The organism is Mucilaginibacter corticis (assembly GCF_007558865.1).
Taxonomy (GTDB): Bacteria; Bacteroidota; Bacteroidia; order Sphingobacteriales; family Sphingobacteriaceae; genus Mucilaginibacter; species Mucilaginibacter corticis.
Map to the genome: position 1 here is coordinate 1590706 of NZ_VLPK01000001.1, position 18158 is coordinate 1608863.

Consider the following 18158-nt stretch of genomic DNA (forward strand, 5'->3'; position numbering starts at 1 on the left):
TTTTTACCGGCGTAAATGTAATCATAATTGAATAGGAAATTTTTAAAGTTTGAGATAGATCTTGATTTTGTGCTCATCGCGGTAACAACATCACTAAAAGACTACCGGGTTTGTTATCTTATTAACAAATATTTAAACTTTAATTTCATCAAAACAGACGATCTGGCTGTTGATATATACCCCTCAATTAATCCTGTTTATTTTTCATTGTATACTTATAACTGGGAAGCCAGCGAGACAGATTTCTTTTTTATAGGTAATAAAGGCTCTGACGGATACCTGATCCCTGAAATGAAAAAGGCAGATTATTTTTTAATGATTAAAAATTATATTGACGATAATGATCTTGAAAAACTGATTTCGGCATTAAACCGCATACCTGAGATTGTCGCGGCGGTAAAGATTGATCCAAAAAAAATAAAATCACGCGAAAATCTCTTATTTTAGCGCCGAATTTTAAAAAGACTGTACAGCATTTATACTATGCTTAACCTAATAAACGGAACCCCCAATAACTATGAATATACCTTATAACCGTACTAAAATTGTTGCTACAATGGGCCCGGCCTGTGCCAAAAAAGAAACATTGTTAGCTATGATTAAAGCCGGCGTAAACGTTTGCCGCCTTAACTTTTCGCATGGAAAACCGGAAGATCATAAGAAATTTGTCGACCTGATCAGGGAAATAAACGACCAGCATAAAACCAATGTGGCCATACTTGCCGATCTGCAAGGGCCGAAAATACGTATCGGTTTGGTAAAAGATGGTGGCATACACCTGGTAAACGGTACCCATATTAATATTACTACGCATGAGTGTATAGGCGATGATAACAAGATCTATATCACTTATGATACTTTCCCGCAGGATGTACAGGCCAATGAAATTATTTTATTGGACGACGGAAAGATCCAGATGCGTGTTATTGAGACCAATAAAATTGATACTGTAGTTTGCGAAGTGGTGCACGGTGGCATTTTAACCTCGCGTAAGGGCGTTAACCTGCCTAATACTAAAGTATCTATCCCAAGCTTAACTGAAGAGGATATGGGCAACCTTAAGTACGCTCTTGAATGGGATCTTGACTGGATCGGTCTTTCATTTGTGCGTAATGCAGATGATATTACCGAGCTTAAGCAAGTTATTGCCCGTAGCGGCAAAGCAGCTAAGGTTGTTGCCAAAATTGAAAAACCCGAAGCGATTGAAAATATCGATGCCATTGTTGCCGCTACAGACGGCGTAATGGTTGCCCGTGGTGACCTGGGTGTTGAGATGCCTTTAGAAGAAGTACCTTTGCTGCAAAAAATGATCGCCAGTAAATGCCGTGCGGCATCTAAACCTGTGATTGTAGCTACGCAGATGCTGGAGTCAATGATAACCACACCGCGCCCTACACGTGCCGAGGTTAATGACGTTGCCAACTCTGTACTTGATGGTGCCGACGCGGTGATGCTTAGCGGCGAAACATCAGTAGGCGAGTTCCCGCTGATCGTTATTGAAACAATGGCTAAAATTGTTCGTAACGTTGAAGAGTTGGGTTATCCTTATAATGCTGATAAAGGTACCATATCAGATCCTACCTCACCGGGTTATTTAAGCGATGCGATATGCGAATCGGCTGTTTACCTGGCAGAACATACAAATGCTGTAGGTATTGTTTCTATGACCACATCAGGCTATACTGCTTTTGAGATATCAAGCTATCGCCCTAAAGGACGTACCTTTATTTTCACTGCAAACAAACACCTATTGAACGCGCTTAGCCTGGTATGGGGCGTACGTACTTTTTATTATGATAAAGTTGAAAGCACAGATCAAACTATTGCCGATGTAAATAATATCCTAAAAGCAGAGGGAATGGTTGCATCGGGAGACGTTGTAATTAATACGGCTTCTATCCCAATTGTTGCCAAAGGCAAAACTAATATGCTTAAAGTAGCTGTAATAGACTAATACATTTATTACATCATATAAAAAAGGGTTGAAAATTTAATTTTCAACCCTTTTCTTTTTTAGTAGATCCCTGCATGGCATACCAAATGCGATAGCCTTGCAGAACTGCTAAAATAATAGTCTAAATATAGCCTTATTACTTTCATGATGTTACCGGTTTAATTTATTGTTCTTTGTGGTATTATGACTGTGAAAATTTATAAAGGTTTAGGATGCGGGTTTTGCGCATCAGTTTGATCAGCAAATTTTAATAACTCACTTTTCGTAAAGCTATTAACGCAAAAAAGCGGCACAACTTATAAGTCATGCCGCTTTTTTTATGTTTTAAACCTTAGTGGTTCAGTCTGCCTTCTAAGCTGTCTGTCGAACTGATGCCACCTTCAGGTAAAGTGCGGTGTGGCCTGGTTAAAAAAGGCGACTCAACTGCAAAAATTCCTTTTAGCAATAAAGCCAAACCTAAAATAAAATGTGGTAAAAATACCTGGCCTGAGAAAGCGTAGGTCCACGGTAACGCTAATAAAAATGATCCCATTAAAACGTCAACAAAGTTTTGCATTTGCATAGGGAACACTTTAAGCTTGTTAAAGCCAAGCGGGTTATCGCTAAAGATAGACATGATCAGCTGTAACCAGCCCATTAAAAGCGGCATTAATAAACCTGCTGCAATAGTAACATGCGAAAATTTGAACAACCATGGCGATACAAGTAATAACAACGCTATGCTGTAATTTAAAAAACCGTAAAGTGATCTTGAAATGAAAGGTTTCATTATATATTATATTTTTAGTTCTTGTCTACGGCAAAATTAATAATTTATGCATAACATTTTTGTTTATTTTAAAAAATGCTATGTGTAAACCATTAATTGTTATGCTGTTTTTTTTACTGCTTTTGAGGCTATAAAAGCAAATAACCCAAGCACCAGTCCAAACATAATGCCAAACGCAGGCCCGTAAACCAGCATCATTTTACGCGGGTGTATGCCGGTGTACATGGCGGCCATGTCATGGTGGTGTGCAACATAGCTGTCATAAAAGAAACAGTGTACAGCGGTTATCCAGACACAGTTTACCAGGCTTACCAAAAAGCCATGTAAAAAATATTTGCCCGGTGCCGCTTTTGCAATAACGTATGCACAAAACGCGAATATGATCACCCAAAAAACAGGTTCAATTTTTTCGGGGATGAGCGATATGGTGGCAAATGCCATGATAAGGCCAAAAACGGATAGTTGAAAAATAAGTTTCCAGTTCATACATCTTATTAATTGGTTAAATAAATATAATTAATATTATATAAATAAATGATATTCAATTTGACCGCACATTATTTATACCAGCGGATAGCGCATTGAATAAGAAAAAATACTTTCCAAAAAATAAATAACCTGTATATTAATATTTAATATGGACGTACAAGAACAGATCGACGCATATATAACCAGCCAGCCTGAACAAAAGCGCAGTGATATGCAAACGCTGCATCATCATATACTTAAAGTTTTACCGGGTTGCAAACTATGGTTTGACAATGGAAAAGACAGCCAAAACAAAACGCTTAGTAACCCCAGCATAGGTTATGGATCATACACCATAAAGTATGCGGATGGCAAGACACGGGATTTTTTTCAGGTTGGTTTAAGTGCAAATACAACCGGCATTTCTGTTTATATTATGGGTATTAAGGATAAAACATTTTTGCCCCAGACTTATGGAAAAGAGATAGGCAAAGCCAGCGTTACGGGTTATTGCATCAAATTTAAAAAATTGAATGATATAAATATCAACGTACTTGAAGCAGCAATAAAGTATGGGGTCAGCGTCAGCAATGAAAATTAAATCTCAAACTAATGTGGGCTTTGGATAAGAAAATCGCGATGTCATTTCGAACGAACCTGCAGGGCTATTGCGCTTTGGTGTGAGGAGAAATCTTCTACCTATACATTTTAGACCTGTATTTTGTAAAAGATTTCTCTTTCGCGGCTTTCCCGCAGTCCACACGGATGCTCTATCGAAATGACAATTTTTGCTGTTTTAGGGTTTAGCGCCGCTTGTGCTTTCCGGATGTTTGGTTTTGATCAGGATAACCCCGTTTTTACCCTTATCGCCGTAAAGTTTTGTTGCGGCTTCATTTTTTAAAACTTCCATCGAGGCTAAATTTTCTTTTTTAAGGTCAGGCAATGGCTTATCCATGCCATACTCTACCCCGTCAACCACAAACAACGGGCTATTGGGTGCCGCGTGCAGTTTCATTAATATAGTGTCAATGCTTGTTGTCGGTAAAATAGGTTTGCCGCCCATCGGGGCATTGCCTTTGCCGTCTAATTGAAAATTAATAGGTACAGTGTAAGCTACCCGTGCCGGTTGCCCATCAGCCGTTTTGCCAGGCACCCATTTAGGCGATGCTGCTAAAACCCTTACAGCTTCGTCATTTAGCGTTTCTGATGGGCCGCGAACGGCTTTTATATCAGTTAATGAACCATCTTTCTCTACAACAAACGTACATATCACACGCCCTGCGATACCGGCGTCGTGATCGGCTTTCGGATAGCGGATGGCCTTTGTCAGGTATTTTCCAAATTCATCGAAACCTCCGGGAAACATTGGCTGATCCCCAATTCGACCGAATACCTTATCGGCGGGCTGTTGAGTAGCCCCGGGCGCAGCAGGTTCCTGGTTAGGCAAGGTAAAACTCACTGGTACGGTATAAGCTACGCGTACCGTGCGCCCATTTTGATAACCCGGCTCCCATTTGGGCGATTGCGAAAGCGCATCAACGGCTGCCTGCATAAGTGTTTCTGATGGCCCGCGTACCGCTTTTATGTTTGACAAGCTTCCGTCTTGTTCAACAACGAATGTTACAATTACTCTGCCTCCAACTTTATTATCTCTGTCGATCTTCGGGTAATGAATAGTACTGCCTAAAAACCTTCCAAACTCTTGCATACCGCCCGGAAATTGCGGCTGTTTTTCAACTACCGAAAATATTTTAGCATGTGTGGTATCGGTTAATGGTCTCGTGATGTTTTTAGCTTTACCCGGAGAAACTGCAAGCGCGAACAACGGTATTAAAATAAAAAGGCATGGGCTTGCTTTTTGTTTATTTGATAGGTTCATGATTTAGGTTTGTTTTATATAGGTATATTTTGATGATAAATATAGTAATTAGGATAATATCAAAAACAAATAAAAAAGCCCTGCGGTGTAAACGCAGGGCTTGGCTTGTGTAGTTTAACTACTATTAAGGTTTAGTATCGGTTTTGTTTTTACCAGCGACCGGCAAGGTAGAGGCTAAGGGTTGGCACTATATCATTTATTTTATATAATTTATCTTTTTTTTACCATCAACTGTTGTAATTTTAATTACACCGTCTTTGCCTCTGTCTCCGAATAATTTAATAGCTTCCGAGCCCTTAAATACTTCCATAAGTGCAATTTTGTCTTGCGGAACAATTGCCAATCCTTCTTTGGCAGACTTGATCTTAATTTCCTTGTCATCAACAAAAAATAATGGCGGCGTATTATTAGCCATAACTTCTTTTAAAGCGCCGCCATTTTTTTTGGTTGTTATTAATATTACGCCGTTTTTACCCTTATCGCCGTAGCGTTTTGTGGCGTTTTCATCTTTTAAAATTTCCATAGAAGCAATATCGTCTTGCGGAATTGTTGCAAGCGGGGCCGAACCCATTTCAAGTTCATGCCCGTCAATGATATAAAGAGGGCTTCCGACTGCGCCTAACTTTTGCGTGGTATCGCGCACAGCGCCTGTCGATGGCTTTTTATTATCACCTTGCGCTGTAAAGGCAATAGGTACAGCATAAGACACCCTTACCGGCTGATTATTCTGATATCCCGGCTGCCATTTAGGCGATCTGGTGAGCACTCTTACTGCTTCATTCTTCAATGTTTCTGACGGGCCGCGTACAGCCTTGATATCAGACAAAGTGCCATCTTTTTCAACTACGAATGTTACGATCACCCGGCCCGCAACTCCGTTATTTTTATCTTCCTCCGGATAGCGGAGATTGGTGCTGAGATATTTTGAAAACGCTTCGAGGCCGCCCGGGAACATAGGCTGTTTCTCTACTGTCGAATATACCTTGCCTTTGTCGTCTGCTGTATTGTCTGCCGGACCTATAACAAAACTTATAGGCACGGTATATTGCACCCGTACCGGTTTGTTTCCCTGCAGGCCGGGCTGCCATCTTGGCGATAGCTTTAATACACGTACAGATTCGTCCTTCATGGCTTGGCTTGGCCCGTTAAGTGCTGTAATATCTGTAAGGGTACCGTTTCTTTCAACAACAAACGTGCAGATCACCCTGCCGCTGGTACCCTTCTCCCTGTCGCTGGCCGGGTACTTAACGGTATTGCCCAGGTATTTGCCAAATGCTTCTAACCCGCCCGGAAAACTTGGTTGCTTATCAACCGTAAGGTGGATCTTGTCTTTATCATCTACAACGGCAGCTTTGACATTATCCAGGGTAAATTTTATCGGAACGGTATATAGCACACGCACCTTTTTGTTATTTTGATAACCGGGTTTCCATTTGGGCGATAACAAAAGTACCCTCAACGCCTCTTTCTTCATAGCCGCAGACGGGCCGCGTACCGCATTGATATTTGATAAAGTACCACTTGTTTCTACAACAAATGTGGCTATCACAGTACCCTGCACTTTGGCTTCGCGGTCGGCGGCCGGATAGTGAATGTTTGCACCCAAAAACTTGCCGAATGCTATTAAGCCGCCCGGAAACTGCGGCTGTGTTTCAACCTGGTTATAGATCTTAGTATCCTTTGTGGTGTCTTTAACTGCTTCGAGTTCGGGTAACGCATTGTTATTATCATTAGTGATCATGTCATTGGCGGGCATGGATAATATCGTTTCCGTCTTTTTGTTGATCACCTTTACAGCCTTGCTGTTGTTTACCGTAGCTGACGAAAATATCAGCATCAAAATAAATAAAGGTGCGGATAGCCCGTACTTTGCCAGGGCTATGCGGTGCGATTTGTCTTTTTGCATCATCATAATTCTTTGTTTTAAAAGGCTTCGGTTAAAAAATGGTGTAACAAGGTTATGGGTGTCCACTTCAAAGGTTTGACTGAGCAATAGCAGGGCATAATCGGCTTTGTCTGTGCCGGCGTTGATCACCTGCCTGTCGGCGATAAACTCGTGGATATATTTAATGGCGAAACGGTACAGGTACACAACCGGGTTAAACCAGTTAATGATCATCACCATTTCAATGATCATTACGTCTACTGAGTGCCATTGGCCGGCATGTACCTGTTCATGCTCAGCTATGATCTTTGACTGCGATGCCTTATCGCCTAAACTTATCTTCTTAAAAAATGAATATGCTGCCGATGCTGACGGTTTTTCGATCTCTTTTTTCAGGATGAGCAATTGCCAAAAAAGCCTTAATATTAGAAAAACGGTAATAGCTATATAGATGGCGTTAAATACCTGCCCCAGGGTGATGGCGTGCGTGACTTCGGGGCTTACGGTAAAATTATACACTACCGATATTGGCCCGCTATAAATAGTGTCCTGTACCTCCTGCGTGATAAACAGGTTCTTTACCCAGTCGGCCTGTATCAGCGGAATAAAGAACGACAATAGCGCCGACGCCACCAGGTACACCCTGTTCAGCTGGAAAAAGGTTTCGCGGCGTAGCAGCAGCGCGTAAAAGCCAAAAAATAATACCAGGTAAAAATTTACCAGTAATAAATAATGCCACCAGTTCATAACTATTTGTTTTTAAGTTTCTCAATCAGTTTCATGATCTCGTCGGCTTCTTTCAGGTCGATTTTTTCTTTCTTCACGAAGTAGGAGAACATATGTTTTACCGAATTATCAAAGTAGCCGTTCATCAGTTTATCCGTAGCAAAACTTTGGTATTGCTCTTTGCTGATGATGGGGTAGTACTGGTGGCTCTTGCCAAATGCATTATAGGCCACAAAGCCTTTTGCCTCCAGTATCCTGATGATGGTTGATACCGTGTTGTAAGCCGGTTTAGGCTCGGGCAAGTGTTCCATCACATCTTTTACAAAGCCTTTTTCTATCTGCCAAAGTATCTGCATTAATTGTTCTTCGGCGCGGGTTAGTTCTTTAATCTCCATGGTGTTGTGCGTTTAATTATCGGGGTTTATAATCTTTAAACGAAGTTATTAGTTATAAATGATAATAACAACTAATTTTTTAGTTTTTATTTTATTAAATATTTTTTTATCACCTTCGTTGTCCAATCTTTTACCTGAATTATACCAATGGATATAACTTTTCATGGCGCCGCCCGTAATGTAACCGGCAGTAAGCATTTAATACATTTACAGGATGGAACCGGCATTTTGCTGGATTGTGGCATGTTCCAGGGCCTGGGTGAAAACACCGAAAGCCTGAACGAACACTTTGGGTTTAATCCTAAAAAGCTGGATTACATGATCCTGTCGCATGCACATATTGACCATTGCGGACTGATACCGCGCCTGGTGGCCGAGGGATTTAACGGGCAGATCTTTTGCACATCGGCAACGATGGACCTTACCCGTATTTTGCTGATGGACTCGGCACGCATCCAGATGAGCGATGTGGAATACAGCAACAAGCATCGCGCTAAAAAAGGCTTGCCCTTGCTTGAACCTTTATATAATGAGGATCAGGCCATGGATGCCCTGCGCTTATTCAAGATAGTTGAGTACCATGAAGAATATGCCATTACACCAAATGTTAAGTTTCATTTTAGCGATGCAGGGCATATACTGGGTAGCTGCGCCGTGCACTTGGTGGTGAACGAAGATGGCAAGGAAACACACATCACTTTTAGTGGTGACGTAGGCCGCTACGGCGATCTGCTTTTAAAAAGCCCGCAACGTTTCCCGCAGGCAGATTATATCCTTTTGGAGTCAACCTATGGTGATTCGCTTCACAAAGAATTGGCACCTATTGAGGATGCCTTACTCGAGGTGATCAAACAAACCTGCCTGGTAAAAAAGGGTAAGGTAATTATCCCGGCATTTAGTGTGGGCCGTACGCAGGAGTTGTTGTACGCGCTAAACTCGCTCGAGTTAAAGGGTGTTTTGCCAGATGTGCCTTATTATGTGGACAGCCCATTATCCGACCAGGCTACACAGGTATTAAAAAATCACCCTGAAGTTTATAATAATGGCGTAAAAGAAGTTTTAAAAGTTGATGCCGATCCGTTCGCGTTTAAGGGCTTGCGTTTTGTGCAGTCGACCGAAGAATCTATCGCTTTAAATAACGACCAGCGGCCTTGTGTGATCATCTCATCATCTGGCATGGCCGAAGCGGGCAGGGTGAAGCACCATATTAAAAACAACATCGGCAACGCCAAAACCACCATTTTAATTGTGGGCTATTGCGAACCGAACTCACTTGGCGGCCACCTGCTGCGCGGCGACCACGAAGTTTACATATTTGGCGATAAGTACGAAGTTAAGGCCGAGGTACGATCCATCAAATCAATGAGCGCCCATGGCGATTACGAGGACCTGCTGCACTTTTTAAAATGCCAGGACCCTAAGCTTGTTAAAAAGATCTTCCTGGTGCATGGCGAGTACGATGTACAGCAACATTTTGCCAAAACGCTTAATCAGCATGGTTTTGCCAATGTGGAGATACCGTATCAGCATCAGAAGATAGGGTTGGAGTAGTTGAATTATAAGTCATGTTTATCGTAACGTCATTGCGAGCGATAGCGTGGCAATCTCTACACAAGCTTATCAAACGGTTTACCTGTCGCTTGGTGACGCTCATGGCCGCTAAGGCCTAGTCCTTTTTCCTTAGATGAAAAAGGGACCAAAAAATCAAGCCAATTCGATCGCTTCATCCGCACAGGCCAGACACCCGGCCCGGCGAATTGGCGGGCCTTTACGCTCTTTTTGGGATTTTGTACAAATACGAGATTATTGTTAAAAACGAAATGTCAGCAAAAAAGCTTCGGGTGAGGGAAGGTAAAACAATGGTGGGCTTGCGAGTTGGCACGGGCATTCGCAGGTTTTGCTGAAGCGTGGGGTCATGGGTGCGATAGCGGGGCAAAAGAGGCGCGGCCCGAGGTTTTACCTGGACTGCCGGGCAAAGGCCATGAGCGTAAAGAAGCATCTTTGCTGACTTGATTTTTTGTTACTTTTTGATCAAGCAAAAAGTAATAGGGCCTTAGCGGCCAAGAGCGCTACGACGCGTTTAATTTAATAAGGAGTTACTTCGCCACATCAACCTCAATACTTACCGATACCTCATTACCAACAACCATACTACTACCCCCAATACCAAAGTCAAGGCGGTTTAGCTTAAGGCCGCCTTTAAAGGTAGCGGTGTTGGCTGTAGCCGTGGTATAGGTGAAAGGTATTTCAAATACCTTGGTTTTATCTTTTATAGTAAGATTGAACTGGCCGGTATAGTTGTCGCCGCTTTTATGTTTGAACGAGATGGATTTCATGGTGATGGCGGGATATTTTGCAATATCAAAAAACTCATCGCTGCGTAGGTGGCCATCGCGCAGGTCGTTGTCGGTATTGATGGTTTTTACGTCAAGTATGGCCTCAATGGTGCTGCTGTTTAAATTATCAGGGGCAAAAGCCATGTTTAACTGCAGCCCGTTTATGGTACCACCGGTATTTACACCAAGGTATTTAACCTGAAATTTAATGTTAGATTTTAAGATGACAACTTTTTGCGCTAAGGCAATATTTACTAAGATCAATAAGGGGATAACCAGGGCGACAATACGTTTCATACTGCGAATTAACGGCGTTTATATTGTTAATGGTATGATTATGTTGATTTTTTTACATTAAGCCGATCGCTTAAAACTCCACATGTGCTCTGATAGAAAACACATTTACCGGCCCGCGGTCTTTGTTATAGGCCGGGTTTACGATAAATTGGTAATCGGGCGAAAGGAAGAATTTATGCTGATAGGCATCGATCTTATAATAAAGCTCGGCTATCATTTCTGTGCTGTAGTTTAGTTTGCCATCGCCAATAATAAAGCCATAGCCACCGGCTGCCAGGTAGCTGCGGTGCGGTGCCGATAAGCCATTGCCTATAAATGCCAACGCCAGCTCATCATTCTTGCGTTTCCATGAAGTACCTTTTAATTGCGCGCCAAAGCTTACCGAGCGGTCAATCTCTGTAAAATACCAGGTTTCGGTATGCCCGTCGTTATAGCTTAGTTTGGCAAAAACACCAAAATCATTGGTCAGGTATTGATCGGCGCTAATGCCAAATCCATATTTATGGCGACCGTAGGCCTGCGTGGTATCCACATTTGGCGCGGTCGGGCTTAACGCAAGTGCCTGTTGGTAATTGCCCATTTTGCCATTATTTAAAAACCCTAATATGCGTACCGTACCTTTTTGGTTGTTCAGCGTATACCGTTTTTCAAACTCTATGGTTTGGGTGTTAGCCTTGTTAACCTTTTGATCAATTATTGAGCCATTGGCACTGGTAGTCGAAAGTGTAAAAGCAAAGCGCAGCGTCCAGTCGGGCTGACCCAATTCGGCGTTTAAGCCCATGGCATATCCCCGCGTGTTTGCCGGGTAATCCCATGCACCATTATCCATTAAAGCCCAGTTCATAAATTGCGTACGCGGGTCATGGCTAAATTCATTACCGTCAAAGAAATCGGCCATGCCAAATTTTCCGGCAGTGATGGAGAAATAGCGCTTGCTGCGCAATCCGCCAAGTTGGTTAAGGTCGGGCTGGATGGTATCTTTATCAGCACCCCACTCAAAATTTTGCCTGAAATATAAACGGGCAATATAAATTGCAGGGGCTGTACTGCCCACCCTGAACGTTTCACCATTAGGGAAACCCGCCACACCCGTTGTTCTGCTTAAGCCTGATCCGCCGGATATTTCAGGGTTAAAATAAGCTTCAGCCCCTTTCCATAACCTGGCGCCACCGTAAAGCGTTGAGGTGAGTGAACTTTGCGTTTCAAGCCCTGTTACTAAACTATTAGCGCCGGTATATTTTGCGCTGAAAGCAGGCTTATACTGGGTAATGATAGTTTGCTGAAAGTGAAAGTTAAAATTTTCCTGCTTTAGGGTATCCTGCGCAAAAACTTTAACAGCGCTTAATATTAATAGATAGAATAGTATGTGTTTTTTCATGTTTGCCTGCCAAAGGTGAGCTATTTATGTTAAGTAAATATTAATGCCATCTATTTAGATAGTTAATTAATATTAGGCAAAGCTAATAATATTTTTAGACTTGTCTAAAAATATTATTATTTACATTCAAAATAAAATTGCTCCAGGTAATTTTCCATAAAAGCATGGCGTTGTTGTGCCAACTTTTTACCCGTTTCGGTATTCATTTTGTCTTTTAGCAGCAAAAGCTTTTCGTAAAAATGATTGATGGTTGGTGCGGTGGTATTTTTATACGCCTCTTTGCTCACGTTCAGATCGGGCTTTATTTCGGGATTGTAGATCTCCCGGCCCTTAAAACCGCCATAGCTAAAGGCCCGGGCAATGCCGATAGCGCCTATGGCATCTAACCTGTCGGCATCCTGTACAATGGCTAATTCGGGCGAGTGGAAAACAGGTTTATCAAATCCTGATTTAAAAGACATATACCTGATGATGTTTTGCACATGCAGTATAACATCAGCATCAATGTTTATACTTTGCAAATAATCGCCGGCAGTTTTAGGCCCTATTTCTTCATCCCCGTTATGAAATTTGCTGTCAGCAATATCGTGCAGCAACGCGGCCAGCTCAATGGTAAGCTGGTCGGCCTGTTCGGTCTGTGCTATCAGTTTGGCATTTGTCCAAACACGATAGATGTGCCACCAATCATGCCCACCCTCTGCGTTTTTAAGGGTGTCTTGTACAAATTTTGTAGTTTTATTAATGATAGCAGCGTGATCCATATTTGCAAATTAGTGCGTAAATATAACAAGCTGTCAGTCGGTACCGGTATTTAAAAGTTCCGATTCCGCATCATCGTTAGGAAACTCCAGCAATTCGCTGGCGGTAATTTCAAGCACCTCAGCTATTTGAAAGATCCGCTCTACAGTAATTTTTGTATATCCAAGCTCAATTTTACTATACGCATTCTGCGAGATATTAAGCTTATAAGCCAGGTACTCCTGTGTGTAATTTTTCTGTTCTCTTTTCTTTCGGATAGCCGCAGCTATCGCCTTGATCTTCAATTTTATTTTATTGCTCATACGTTGTTTAGGGGTTACACCCCTAACTACGTTTTTTTTGAGCCTTCAGATTTATTTTTTTTCGTTGAAATTTATTTTTTTACGGCGTAATATCGTAACTAATTGATACTGCGGGCAATAAAGTTGCCATGTCCAGTGGCACCTGGTCAAAAGAAACAACGGCTTTGCGTTTGCTGTAAGCGGTGTACACTGCTTTTTGCAGCGCGGGGCTACCGGTAGCAGGCGGTGTAAAGCGGATGCTGAAAGGGATTATAAAATCATGAAACTTTTCATGATCAGGGATGATCCATTTGCGGTCTGATTTTTTTAAGGCCTCAATAATAGGCGGGGTGATTGTGATATCGTCGGCGTAATAGATAATTATTTTTTTGATACTGCCTTTTTCATCGGCTGTAAATTTAAATATCGCGGTACCTGTGGTCTTATGCGATACGATCTGGTCTGATAAAACAAGGCTGTCCTTAAAAAATTTTGACATTACTTCTTTACCTCCCTGGAAAGGAAAAGCCAGTTCTTCCTGCGCCTTAGCGTAAAAGCAGGTTAATGATATAACGGCAATTAACAGTATCTTTTTCATTTGTTATATTTCTTCTTTCGGTTCGCGCTTGCTGCCTTCGTATAATTCATACTCTAATAAGCGGCAATCAAGCTTACCGTTATAAAACTCAATTTTTCTTGATGCCCGCAAACCTATCTTTTTAGCCAGGTCCGGGTTACCGGTGAAGATATACCCTTTATAACCCAGGCAATTTTTCTTCATGAAATCACCTATGCGTTTGTACGTGGCTTCAAGTTTGCTGTGTACACCCAGGCGTTCGCCGTATTCGGGGTTAAACATCACAATGCCCGGTGCCTCGGGTACGTCGGTTTCTTCAAAGTCACAAACACTAAACTCTATTAAATGTTCTACACCTGCGGTTTTTGCATTTTTTTGCGATATATCCACAGCATCCTGCGAGATATCTGTGGCTATGATTTTAAAGCCGATATCTTTCTTTGATTTATCCTTTAAAGCCCGGCGCTCTGCAAAGAAGATCTGCTCGTCATAACCCATAATGTGCATAAAGCCATAGTTCATGCGGAACAGTCCCGGGTGCTTATCAGTAGCCAGTAAAGCGGCCTCGATAGCCAGTGTGCCCGACCCGCACATGGGGTTGATGAAGGTGCTGTTCCTGTCCCAATGGGTAGCCACAATGGTTGATGTTGCCAGAGCCTCCAACATTGGCGCTTTGCCCGGTATTTTGCGGTAGCTGTGTTTGGCCAGGGTTTCGCCCGAGGTATCCAGAAATATCTCGGCTTTATCGTCCTGCCAATAAAGGTGTATCACGGTTTTATTAGCATCGGCACCAGAATTTGGGCGGATGCCTTTTACTGATTTTATCCGGTCGACAATGGCATCTTTTACCTTAACATTGGCAAAAAGCGGTGTAAGGATATGCTCGTTATTAACGTTTGATGTTACCGAGAAATAGCCCGTAAAATCTATTAATGTTTCCCACTCAATTTTTACCAGTTCATCATAAAGCTCCTGCGGAGTGGCGGCTGTAAAGCTTTTTAGCAGGTACAGTATCTGGCTGGCGCAACGCAGGTTTAAATTTAACGCGATTGTTTCGGTAACCGTGCCTTGCAGCTCAACCCCGGTTTGGAATACCCGTGTTGGGGTAAAGCCTAATTCTTCAACTTCTTGCTGCAGGTAGGGCGATAGCCGCTTATTACAGGTTATTATTATTTTACTTTCGGTGCTAAAAACAGACATTATTTGATATTCAGCAAGTTAGAAATATGTGCTAACCGCTATGTTTTTTAATATTAAGATAAGCTGCAAAAGTAGCCTTTATAAAACGTAGCCACAATATTTGTTTTTGATGGTTTTTCCGTAATCTGTAGCCAATAATAAGCCCCGGCTATTTTGGTGGAATATTTTGTTTTTAGTGTGGAAAACTTGCCAGATATTGTGCTGATTTACATTTCTTATCTGTTAACTTTACACTTTATAATTTTTTGAACTATGGAAATTAAGGGTAAGGTACATGAAGTGTTTCCGACCGCGCAGGTTACTGAAGCACTTAAAAAAAGAGAACTGATAGTTGAATACGTAGAGAATCCGCAATACCCGGAATACTTGAAATTTGAAGCTATACAAGATCGCTGCAACTTATTAGATAATGTTAAAGTTGGAGACGATGTTGAGGTTTTCTTTAATTTAAGAGGTCGCCCCTGGACCGACAAGACCGGCAAAAAGAGTTATTTTAACTCTATGCAATTATGGAAGATCAACGTATTAAGCGGTGCCGGCAGCAATGCAGCCCCTGCTTACGCGGCTCCGGCTGATATCAGCTCGGCTCCTGAGGATGACGATCTGCCATTTTAATTGCGCATAAAGACTTTTTACAAACACGTCTTTGAACATAGAAAACCCTGCCAACGGCAGGGTTTTTCTGTTTAATTTTTCTGCAATTCCTGGTATTTTATGCCGTTAGCCGGGTCGGCCTGGGTGAAGATGTTGTACGCAGCCAGGCGGGCCTGTGAGTCGGTATGCGCATATATCTGCACCAGTTCATCGCTCTTGGCACTAAAGAATACCAAAGGAAACATGGCGCCCAGCCGTTGCCTGTCAACCTGTGTCAGAGTAGGCAGCAGGTCAGAGATAGCCTTTCGGCCTTTGCTCGCATTGTCGGACATTTGGTCCAACCCGTTGCGGTGGTAATCATACAAGAAGCTGCGCAGGGGCGCGTAGATCTTGTTGTTCAGGTTCTCTGCCAGCCAGTAACGGTTGGTATTGCCGTCAAACGCTTTCCATCCCTTATAAGACGATGTTTGCGCATTGGTAACCACGGTTTGCGCCAGGTTAAAGTAGTAGGAGCCGCCATAACGCGAAAAGGTATCGTTATCCATCCCCGCTATAATATAAGCGTAAAACGCCATTACCGAACTCAGGTTAGATTGAAAGCTTTGGTCGGAATAGTCTATAGTTTGTCCATCGGTGTAGATAAAGTCAAAGTCCTTATCGTTTACAGTCAGCACGTTGGTATTATAATTTGAGTTAAAAACCGGTCGCGAAGACTGCACCTGCAATTCGCCGCTAAAGTTGCTGCCGCCATCCCAGGCGGTAACAGTAAGCACAAAATTGCAATCCAAGCGCTCTTGCGGCAGAACGGTTTCGGCAAGCCATTTATGGCCGTTCAGGAAATCCTTCATTGCCGTCTCCAGCGATTGGAAGATGCGTTTATTGGTGGTTTGTATTTTGGGAGAGAGTACGGTTATACGGGCATTAAGGTCCTGCGCGGCAACGCCGAGGCTTAAAAACAGTAAAGCTATATACAGGCCGATTACTTTCATTTTTTAAGCAGCGTAGTTATTTTCAGGCAGATATCTTTGGCTACGTCCTCCTTGCTTTTTAAATCGAAGGTAGTTTTTTGCAGATCCCGGTCTATAATGGTGATCTTGTTGGTATAGGTTTTAAACCCAGCCCCTGCATCGCCTAACGAATTGAGTACAATAAAGTCCAGGTTCTTCTTTTTCAGTTTGTCAGTAGCGTTTTGCTCTTCGTTGTTGGTTTCCAAAGCAAAGCCTATCAGCAACTGTCCGTCGTGTTTGTGGTCGCCCAGATACTTTAGTATATCGGTGGTCTTTTTGGTTTCGATGATAAGGCCATCGCCATCCTGTTTCTTTATTTTTTGTGTAGCTACGTCTACAGGGGTATAGTCGGCTACTGCTGCGCTCATCACACAAATAGAAGTATCGGGATAGTTTTGCTGGCATGCTTCCAACATGTCTGCAGCGGATGTCACATCAATGCGCTTAACAGACCGCTGCTTGCTTACCTGAGCGGATGGGCCCGAGATCAAAGTTACATCGGCACCCAATGAAGCCAACTCGTCGGCAATGGCAAACCCCATCTTTCCTGATGAGTGGTTGCCTATAAAGCGTACAGGGTCAATAGCCTCATAAGTAGGGCCGGCGGTAACCATGGCTTTAACACCTGCCAGCGGCAGTTTCTTCAGGATATCGGCAGTTAAAAAAACTACGATCTCTTCCGGCGCGGCCATACGGCCCTCGCCATATAATCCGCTTGCCAGTTCGCCGGTACCCGGCGAGATCAGGATATTACCAAAAGATTGGATCATGCTGATGTTGGCTGTGGTGGACGGATGTTTCCACATATCCAGATCCATAGCAGGGGCAAAATACACCGGGCACTTGGCAGACAGGTATACTGCCGTAAGCAGATTGTCAGTTAATCCGTTGGCCATTTTAGCCAGCGTATTGGCGCTTGCCGGGGCAATGATCATTAAATCGGCCCATAAGCCCAGCTCGACATGGTTATTCCATTCGCCTGTTTCGGCAATAAAATATTCTGTAAGTACCGGGTTCTTTGAAAGTGTAGAGAGCGTTAAAGGGGTAATAAAGTTGGTAGCATCGGTTGTCATTACCACTTGTACGTTGGCACCGGCCTTAACCAATAGCCTAACCAACAATGCCGACTTATACGCGGCAATGCTTCCGCATACGCCCAATACTACATTTTTACCTTCAAGCATAAGCCCCCTAACCCCCTAAAGGGGGAATATTTAGTAAAATTAGAAAAAACAACAGACAAAAAAACTCCCATAAGGGAGTTTAATATCAAATGCCATATACCTCCCCCTTTAGGGGGCCGGGGGCGATTAATCTTCTTTAACCGGGTTGCGGTGGTAAACTTTGCCGTCTAAAAATTCCTGAACTGCAACCAATGATGGTTTAGGCAATCTTTCATAATATTTAGAGATCTCAATTTGCTCACGATTTTCAAAGATCTCTTCTAAGTTATCATTTGATGACGCAAATTCAGAAAGCTTAGCATGCAATTCCTCTTTAACATTGTTTGAGATCTGGTTTGCCCTTTTTGACATAATTACCAGCGACTCATAAATGTTTCCTGTTTCTACATCCAGTTCGCGCAAATCGCGTGTTACTGTGCTGCTTGCAACGGCAGGTTTGTTTGCATTATTATTTGTGTTACTCATGTCT

General features: G+C 42.6%; 19 protein-coding genes. 5 read left to right on the forward strand and 14 right to left on the reverse strand.

Features of this window, described 5'->3' with window-relative positions; translation table 11 throughout:
• Positions 1-27: 27 nt before the first annotated feature.
• Together FO440_RS06915 and pyk are read left to right on the forward strand one after the other, a co-directional pair.
• Positions 28-447, forward strand: a complete 420-nt coding sequence (locus tag FO440_RS06915; protein ID WP_144247473.1) for an IPExxxVDY family protein — start codon at positions 28-30, stop codon at positions 445-447.
• Positions 448-517: 70 nt separating this feature from the next.
• The gene (gene pyk, locus FO440_RS06920) at positions 518-1954 is read left to right on the forward strand and encodes a pyruvate kinase (protein WP_144247474.1); all 1437 of its coding nucleotides are present in this window, start codon (positions 518-520) and stop codon (positions 1952-1954) included.
• Between the two features lie 331 nt (positions 1955-2285).
• On the opposite strand, the gene FO440_RS06925 is transcribed toward pyk, so the two are convergent.
• Positions 2286-2723, reverse strand: coding sequence for an SPW repeat domain-containing protein (locus FO440_RS06925; protein WP_144247475.1), 438 nt, complete (start codon positions 2721-2723; stop codon positions 2286-2288).
• Between the two features lie 99 nt (positions 2724-2822).
• On the reverse strand, positions 2823-3209 hold the full coding sequence (locus FO440_RS06930; RefSeq protein WP_144247476.1) for a hypothetical protein: 387 nt from the start codon (positions 3207-3209) through the stop codon (positions 2823-2825).
• A gap of 151 nt (positions 3210-3360) precedes the next feature.
• Between FO440_RS06930 and FO440_RS06935 the strand changes: the two genes are divergently transcribed.
• Complete coding sequence (locus FO440_RS06935) at positions 3361-3792, forward strand: DUF1801 domain-containing protein (protein ID WP_144247477.1); 432 nt, start codon at positions 3361-3363, stop codon at positions 3790-3792.
• 195 nt (positions 3793-3987) lie between these two features.
• Here the strand turns inward: FO440_RS06935 and FO440_RS06940 are convergent, their stop codons facing one another.
• From FO440_RS06940 to FO440_RS06950, 3 genes are all read right to left on the reverse strand, one after another.
• Entirely contained in the window at positions 3988-5070 is a 1083-nt protein-coding gene (locus FO440_RS06940; protein ID WP_144247478.1) for an energy transducer TonB, read from the reverse strand.
• Between the two features lie 196 nt (positions 5071-5266).
• A complete protein-coding gene (locus FO440_RS06945; protein ID WP_144247479.1) occupies positions 5267-7702 on the reverse strand; it encodes a M56 family metallopeptidase in 2436 nt (811 codons plus the stop codon).
• Between the two features lie 2 nt (positions 7703-7704).
• Complete coding sequence (locus FO440_RS06950; protein ID WP_144247480.1) at positions 7705-8076, reverse strand: BlaI/MecI/CopY family transcriptional regulator; 372 nt, start codon at positions 8074-8076, stop codon at positions 7705-7707.
• Positions 8077-8223: 147 nt separating this feature from the next.
• On the opposite strand from FO440_RS06950, the gene FO440_RS06955 reads away from it, so the two are divergent.
• Positions 8224-9627, forward strand: a complete 1404-nt coding sequence (locus FO440_RS06955) for an MBL fold metallo-hydrolase RNA specificity domain-containing protein (RefSeq protein WP_144247481.1) — start codon at positions 8224-8226, stop codon at positions 9625-9627.
• Positions 9628-10172: 545 nt separating this feature from the next.
• Here FO440_RS06955 and FO440_RS06960 read toward each other — a convergent pair.
• The 6 genes from FO440_RS06960 to FO440_RS06985 form a co-directional block, all read right to left on the reverse strand.
• Complete coding sequence (locus FO440_RS06960; RefSeq protein WP_144247482.1) at positions 10173-10709, reverse strand: YceI family protein; 537 nt, start codon at positions 10707-10709, stop codon at positions 10173-10175.
• Positions 10710-10779: 70 nt separating this feature from the next.
• Positions 10780-12087 carry a carbohydrate porin gene (locus tag FO440_RS06965; RefSeq protein WP_144247483.1) on the reverse strand — a complete coding sequence of 436 codons (1308 nt, stop codon included), beginning with the start codon at positions 12085-12087 and terminating at the stop codon, positions 10780-10782.
• A 116-nt stretch (positions 12088-12203) separates the two neighbouring features.
• On the reverse strand, positions 12204-12848 hold the full coding sequence (locus FO440_RS06970; RefSeq protein ID WP_144247484.1) for an HD domain-containing protein: 645 nt from the start codon (positions 12846-12848) through the stop codon (positions 12204-12206).
• A gap of 33 nt (positions 12849-12881) precedes the next feature.
• Entirely contained in the window at positions 12882-13148 is a 267-nt protein-coding gene (locus FO440_RS06975) for a helix-turn-helix domain-containing protein (RefSeq protein WP_144247485.1), read from the reverse strand.
• Positions 13149-13227: 79 nt separating this feature from the next.
• Entirely contained in the window at positions 13228-13725 is a 498-nt protein-coding gene (locus FO440_RS06980) for a hypothetical protein (protein ID WP_144247486.1), read from the reverse strand.
• 3 nt (positions 13726-13728) lie between these two features.
• Entirely contained in the window at positions 13729-14904 is a 1176-nt protein-coding gene (locus FO440_RS06985) for a THUMP domain-containing class I SAM-dependent RNA methyltransferase (protein ID WP_144247487.1), read from the reverse strand.
• A 252-nt stretch (positions 14905-15156) separates the two neighbouring features.
• On the opposite strand from FO440_RS06985, the gene FO440_RS06990 reads away from it, so the two are divergent.
• Entirely contained in the window at positions 15157-15519 is a 363-nt protein-coding gene (locus FO440_RS06990) for a DUF3127 domain-containing protein (protein WP_144247488.1), read from the forward strand.
• Between the two features lie 71 nt (positions 15520-15590).
• Here the strand turns inward: FO440_RS06990 and porD are convergent, their stop codons facing one another.
• The 3 genes from porD to FO440_RS07005 form a co-directional block, all read right to left on the reverse strand.
• A complete protein-coding gene (gene porD / locus FO440_RS06995; RefSeq protein WP_144247489.1) occupies positions 15591-16487 on the reverse strand; it encodes a type IX secretion system protein PorD in 897 nt (298 codons plus the stop codon).
• Positions 16484-17689, reverse strand: a complete 1206-nt coding sequence (gene coaBC / locus FO440_RS07000) for a bifunctional phosphopantothenoylcysteine decarboxylase/phosphopantothenate--cysteine ligase CoaBC (protein ID WP_144247490.1) — start codon at positions 17687-17689, stop codon at positions 16484-16486. The genes porD and coaBC overlap by 4 nt, the downstream gene beginning before the upstream one ends.
• A 126-nt stretch (positions 17690-17815) precedes the next feature.
• On the reverse strand, positions 17816-18154 hold the full coding sequence (locus FO440_RS07005) for a DNA-directed RNA polymerase subunit omega (protein WP_144247491.1): 339 nt from the start codon (positions 18152-18154) through the stop codon (positions 17816-17818).
• Positions 18155-18158: the final 4 nt, after the last annotated feature.

Bases quoted from the DNA above. Each gene is read 5' to 3' on its own strand.
- pyk (WP_144247474.1), top strand. From the start codon at position 518: ATGAATATACCTTATAACCGTACTAAAATTGTTGCTACAATGGGCCCG.
- FO440_RS06925 (WP_144247475.1), bottom strand. From the start codon at position 2,723: ATGAAACCTTTCATTTCAAGATCACTTTACGGTTTTTTAAATTACAGC.
- FO440_RS06930 (WP_144247476.1), bottom strand. From the start codon at position 3,209: ATGAACTGGAAACTTATTTTTCAACTATCCGTTTTTGGCCTTATCATG.
- FO440_RS06935 (WP_144247477.1), top strand. From the start codon at position 3,361: ATGGACGTACAAGAACAGATCGACGCATATATAACCAGCCAGCCTGAA.
- FO440_RS06940 (WP_144247478.1), bottom strand. From the start codon at position 5,070: ATGAACCTATCAAATAAACAAAAAGCAAGCCCATGCCTTTTTATTTTA.
- FO440_RS06945 (WP_144247479.1), bottom strand. From the start codon at position 7,702: ATGAACTGGTGGCATTATTTATTACTGGTAAATTTTTACCTGGTATTA.
- FO440_RS06950 (WP_144247480.1), bottom strand. From the start codon at position 8,076: ATGGAGATTAAAGAACTAACCCGCGCCGAAGAACAATTAATGCAGATA.
- FO440_RS06955 (WP_144247481.1), top strand. From the start codon at position 8,224: ATGGATATAACTTTTCATGGCGCCGCCCGTAATGTAACCGGCAGTAAG.
- FO440_RS06960 (WP_144247482.1), bottom strand. From the start codon at position 10,709: ATGAAACGTATTGTCGCCCTGGTTATCCCCTTATTGATCTTAGTAAAT.
- FO440_RS06965 (WP_144247483.1), bottom strand. From the start codon at position 12,087: ATGAAAAAACACATACTATTCTATCTATTAATATTAAGCGCTGTTAAA.
- FO440_RS06970 (WP_144247484.1), bottom strand. From the start codon at position 12,848: ATGGATCACGCTGCTATCATTAATAAAACTACAAAATTTGTACAAGAC.
- FO440_RS06975 (WP_144247485.1), bottom strand. From the start codon at position 13,148: ATGAGCAATAAAATAAAATTGAAGATCAAGGCGATAGCTGCGGCTATC.
- FO440_RS06980 (WP_144247486.1), bottom strand. From the start codon at position 13,725: ATGAAAAAGATACTGTTAATTGCCGTTATATCATTAACCTGCTTTTAC.
- FO440_RS06985 (WP_144247487.1), bottom strand. From the start codon at position 14,904: ATGTCTGTTTTTAGCACCGAAAGTAAAATAATAATAACCTGTAATAAG.
- FO440_RS06990 (WP_144247488.1), top strand. From the start codon at position 15,157: ATGGAAATTAAGGGTAAGGTACATGAAGTGTTTCCGACCGCGCAGGTT.
- porD (WP_144247489.1), bottom strand. From the start codon at position 16,487: ATGAAAGTAATCGGCCTGTATATAGCTTTACTGTTTTTAAGCCTCGGC.
- coaBC (WP_144247490.1), bottom strand. From the start codon at position 17,689: ATGCTTGAAGGTAAAAATGTAGTATTGGGCGTATGCGGAAGCATTGCC.
- FO440_RS07005 (WP_144247491.1), bottom strand. From the start codon at position 18,154: ATGAGTAACACAAATAATAATGCAAACAAACCTGCCGTTGCAAGCAGC.